General features: G+C 30.7%; 4 protein-coding genes and 1 pseudogene. All 5 read right to left on the reverse strand.

The window, feature by feature from the left end:
* A partial coding sequence (locus K354_RS0113530) for an FAD-dependent oxidoreductase (protein ID WP_024956007.1) occupies positions 1-942 on the reverse strand: 942 nt, incomplete at its 3' end.
* Positions 943-1104: 162 nt separating this feature from the next.
* A complete protein-coding gene (locus K354_RS0113535) occupies positions 1105-1773 on the reverse strand; it encodes a helix-turn-helix domain-containing protein (protein WP_024956008.1) in 669 nt (222 codons plus the stop codon).
* Positions 1774-1927: 154 nt separating this feature from the next.
* Positions 1928-3481 (reverse strand): flavocytochrome c, encoded by a 1554-nt coding sequence (locus K354_RS0113540; protein WP_024956009.1) that lies wholly within the window; start codon positions 3479-3481, stop codon positions 1928-1930.
* 149 nt (positions 3482-3630) lie between these two features.
* A complete protein-coding gene (locus K354_RS0113545; RefSeq protein ID WP_024956010.1) occupies positions 3631-4296 on the reverse strand; it encodes a response regulator transcription factor in 666 nt (221 codons plus the stop codon).
* 162 nt (positions 4297-4458) lie between these two features.
* Positions 4459-4685: pseudogene (locus tag K354_RS15145) on the reverse strand (OprD family outer membrane porin); the annotation flags it as partial.

Genomic DNA, 4685 nt, shown 5'->3' on the forward strand with positions numbered 1-4685 from the left:
ACCAAAACCTCTTTCATCAGGACTTGCCCATGGACCTTGTTGAATCCATCCAATATGAATTGGCATTGCACCAATTTGGAATGCTTTTAACATTGCACCAGAAGTTGCACCTAAATGATTAGTCACATCTTGATCAACACCTAATCTAGGATCTTGAAGTTTTCTGAAAACTTTATCTGCACTAAAACCACCAGCTGCTAAAATAACACCTTTTTTAGCTCTAAATACTTTTTTCTCACCAGTTGTGTTTTCTGCATCATCACTTAAAAGTTTTTTATTGAATCTATAACCAGTTCTAACGGTAACACCAACAACACCATCTTTGTCATCCATTACAAAATCATCAAACTTAGTTCTTCTCATGATTTTACAACCAGGAAGACCTTCAACAAACTTAGTCATTGGTTTAATAATTCCTGATCCACTCATGTTATCTGTAATAATCGTTCTTGGAACTGAGTGACCACCAAACCATGAAGGTTTTTTACCAGTTTGGAATTTAGCTCCACATTTTTGTGCAAATTCTAAAGTATCATTAGCTCTTTTAACGATAGTTTCTAAAAGTTCAACATGGTTAATTCCAAGTCCAGCTTTTAAACAATCTTTAATGAATCTATCACCTGAATCTTTGATACCAAATTTCTTTTGATCAGCATTATTTGGAACTGCAAATGCACCACCATTAACAACTGAGTTACCACCAATACGACCCATTTTTTCAATAACAAGTACTTTATAACCTCTTTCAGATGCTTTAGCTGCTGCTGCAAGACCTGAAAAACCTGTACCAATTACGATAACATCATATGTTTCATCAAATTTAACATCTTTTTCAAGGATTGTTGCTGCTGTTGCGTTAGTAGCACCTAACATTGCTAAACCTGCTGTTCCTAAAGCACCAATCTTTAGTGCTTCTCTTCTTGAAATTGCCTCTTTACTCATTATATTTCTCCTTTTTTAAGTTATAATATTTAAAGATAAATTGAATTATATCATCTAATTAAAAGATATAATGTGAGATTAACTATTAAATTAAACTTAAAGAAAAAAAATTAAGTTTTTAAATTAAGCTCAATATTAATGATTAATCTAAAAATTTATAAACTACTTTTTATTTTCCAAATTAAAAATTTGGTACCCTTGCCCTTTAACTGTTTTGATAAGTTTAATAGGTAGCTTACTTCTAAGTTGTGTTACTAATGACCTAATTCTTTCTTGGCTAATAATTTCATTTTGATAAACATATGTCACTATTTCACTCCATGTAGCCACGTGAGGAGTTTTTAAAAATAAATATTTTAACAATGAAGCTTCTTTTTTTCCAAGCAGTATCTGTTCTTCTTTATTAATAAAAATAGCATTTTTACAATCAAAATACATTCCGTTCGGTAAGAAGAATACATCATTATTCCATATATTACACAATTTATAAATTCTATAAACCATCTCTTCTATAAGAAAGTCTTTTATAATGATGTCATTGTATGAAAGATAATAAATGGTTTTAAATGTAGAAGGATCTTGGTCATGATTTAAAATAAGTAGTATAGGTGCCAATCCTCCATTTTCTCTAATAAAATTCATTGTTCTTGCATCTATAGGATTTTCAAGATAAAGAATAAAAAGATTATAGGTATCTAAAGAATCAACTTCATCATAAAGATCTTGAATATTTTGTGATTTTCTAACATTTATTTTTAAACGTTTTTGGTCAAGACACTCAATAACATCATTTTGGACCTTAACATCGGAATATAAAAAAAAAACTTTCATACTTCTCTTTTTTGTTAATTTTTGTTTATGGTTTATATTGTATCAAAAATGACTTAACTAATCCATAATAAGAAATATGATTTAAGATTTTTTTTTAAGTTTAGGAGCAAAATAGTAGCACTACTCCTAAACTTATTCAAACAATTATTTTATATTAAATATTTTCTCCTGCAATCATACCAAATGTTAAACAATCAGTTACAGCTACAGTTCCTAAACGGCTCGCTCCATGAGTACCACCTGTTACTTCTCCAGCTGCATATAAACCTGCAATTGGTTTCATTGTGTTTCCTGAAATTACTTGTGCTTTTGTGTTAATCTTAACTCCACCCATTGTATGGTGTGGTTTTGGAACTAAACGAACACAATAATAAGGTCCTTTTGCTTCAATACCTTTACCTTTAAATGTTTTCACTGGTTTACCAAACTCATCAACACCTTTTTTAATGCCAGCATTGTATTTTTTCACACTTGCTTTTAGTGCCGCTGCAGGAATTTTATAAGCTGCTGCTACAGCATCTAATGTATCATATTTTTTCATTACCTTAGAGTGTAAAGCTTTGTCTATGAGAGGAAGTAGTTGTTTTGGAAAAGTATTATACGTTCCTATTGCTACGGGATATGCATCTGCAGTTTCATGCAAAATGACATATTCAGCATCAGCACGAGTCTTTCTATCAGCTAGTTCGTTCATGAAACGTTTCCCATTTCTAACATCTACAGCCATACCATGTTTGAACAATCCTTGTTGTGTCATAAGTGGAGCTATACCAAAACCTCTTTCATCAGGACTTGCCCATGGACCTTGTTGAATCCATCCAATATGAATTGGCATTGCACCAATTTGGAATGCTTTTAAAAGTGCTCCAGCAGTTGCACCTGAGTGATTAGTTGCATCTTGATCTGCTGTGATACGAGGATCTTGTAATTTTCTGAAAACTTTATCTGCAGCAAAACCACCACTAGCTAAAATAACACCTTTTTTAGCTCTAAATACTTTTTTATCACCCGTTGTATTTTCCGTATCATCACTTAAAAGTTTTCTATTGAATCTATAACCAGTTCTTACTGTAACACCAACAACACCATCTTTATCATCCATTACAAAATCATCAAACTTAGTTCTTCTCATGATTTTACAACCAGGAAGCTTTTCAACAAACTTAGTCATTGGTTTAATAATTCCTGATCCACTCATGTTAGCTGTAACCAATGTTCTTGGAACTGAATGTCCACCAAACCATGCTGGTTTAACATCTTGCCATTGAGCACCACATTGTACAGAAAAATCAAATGCATCATTAGCACGTTTAACGATAGTTTCTAAAAGCTCGACGTGATTAATACCAAGTCCAGCTTTTAGACAATCTTTAATAAATCTATCACCTGAATCTTTCACACCATATTTCTTTTGATAAATATTATTTGGTACAGCCATACCACCACCATTAACAACTGAGTTACCCCCAATACGACCCATTTTTTCAATAACAAGTACTTTTAAACCACGCTCTGATGCTTTAGCTGCTGCTGCAAGACCTGAAAAACCTGTACCAATTACAATTACATCATATGTTTCATCAAATTTAACGTTTTTTTCTAAAACCGTTGCTGCTGTTGCATTAGTAGCACCTAACATTGCTAAACCTGCCGTTCCTAAAGCACCAATCTTTAGTGCTTCTCTTCTTGAAATTGCCTCTTTACTCATTATATCTCCTTGTTAAATTTAGTCTATAATTAAAGATAATTTAATTATATCATTTAATATATAGAAATTATATTCGGTTAAAATTTAATCTAACATTAAATCTTCGGAACAACAATATAATATTTAGTAAAAATTGAATTTACAAAGAATTAAAGAGGCTTTTTACTCAATAGTTGATAGCCTTTGCCTTTAACTGTATGTATAAGATTTACGGGTAGTTTATTTCTAAGTTGGTTTACCAATGCTCTTACTCTAGCTTCTAAGATGATTTCATTGTGATATACATAAGCAAGAATTTCAGAATAAGTAGCAATACCTGGTGATTTTACAAATAAAAATTTTAACAGTAGTGCCTCTTTTTTGCCTAGAAAAATATACTCTTCATTAGAGACAAAGGTAGCTTTTTTAAAATCAAAATGCATTCCATTATTTAAAAAGAAAGTATCATCATTCCATATATCACATAATTTATATATTTTATACATTATTTCTTCAGGTTCAAAATCTTTAACAATGATATCTGAATAAGAGTGATAATAAATAGTTTTAAAAGTATCAGCATGATGCCCAGCTTCTAGTATAAGCAAAATAGGAGCATCACTCCCATTTCTTCTAATAAAATTCATAATATTTGGATCCGTAGGATCTTTGAGGTTCAAAATAAAAAGAGCATATTGATCTAAAGAGTTAGCCTCATCGAATAATGATTGTTCCTCTTGTACTTGTTTAACGTCAAATTTTAAACGATAGTTATTTAAGCACGTTACAATTCTCTCTTCCAAATTTGTATCTGATTCAAAAAGAAAAATTTTCACTTTTTATCCCTTTTCAATATTCTTAAATAACTTTTGTCAAAAGAATATTAATATATTTATCATTATAAATTATTAAAAAGCAATACATGTAAATAAAAAAAGGAGCTTTACCATGATAGGCAAAGCTCCAATATTTTCAAGGAGTTGTAAATCTTTAATGTATTAGAAGTTATACTTTACATAAAAACGTAAGTTAGTAAAGTCATCATCATCTGCATTATCATCATCATATGAAGTATATCCAGCCCATAGACGAGTACTTAATCCTTTAAATGCTCCACTAAATGCATATTTAATATCCATATTGATTTCATCTGTATCATCGAATTTACCATCATTATCTTGCTCAAAATGTGCAATTTTAAAACGAGTACTAAGGCCTTTTACAC

This window comes from Sulfurospirillum arcachonense DSM 9755 (assembly GCF_000597725.1).
GTDB classification, from domain to species: Bacteria; Campylobacterota; Campylobacteria; order Campylobacterales; family Sulfurospirillaceae; genus Sulfurospirillum_A; species Sulfurospirillum_A arcachonense.

Bases quoted from the DNA above. Each gene is read 5' to 3' on its own strand.
- K354_RS0113535 (WP_024956008.1), bottom strand. From the start codon at position 1,773: ATGAAAGTTTTTTTTTTATATTCCGATGTTAAGGTCCAAAATGATGTT.
- K354_RS0113540 (WP_024956009.1), bottom strand. From the start codon at position 3,481: ATGAGTAAAGAGGCAATTTCAAGAAGAGAAGCACTAAAGATTGGTGCT.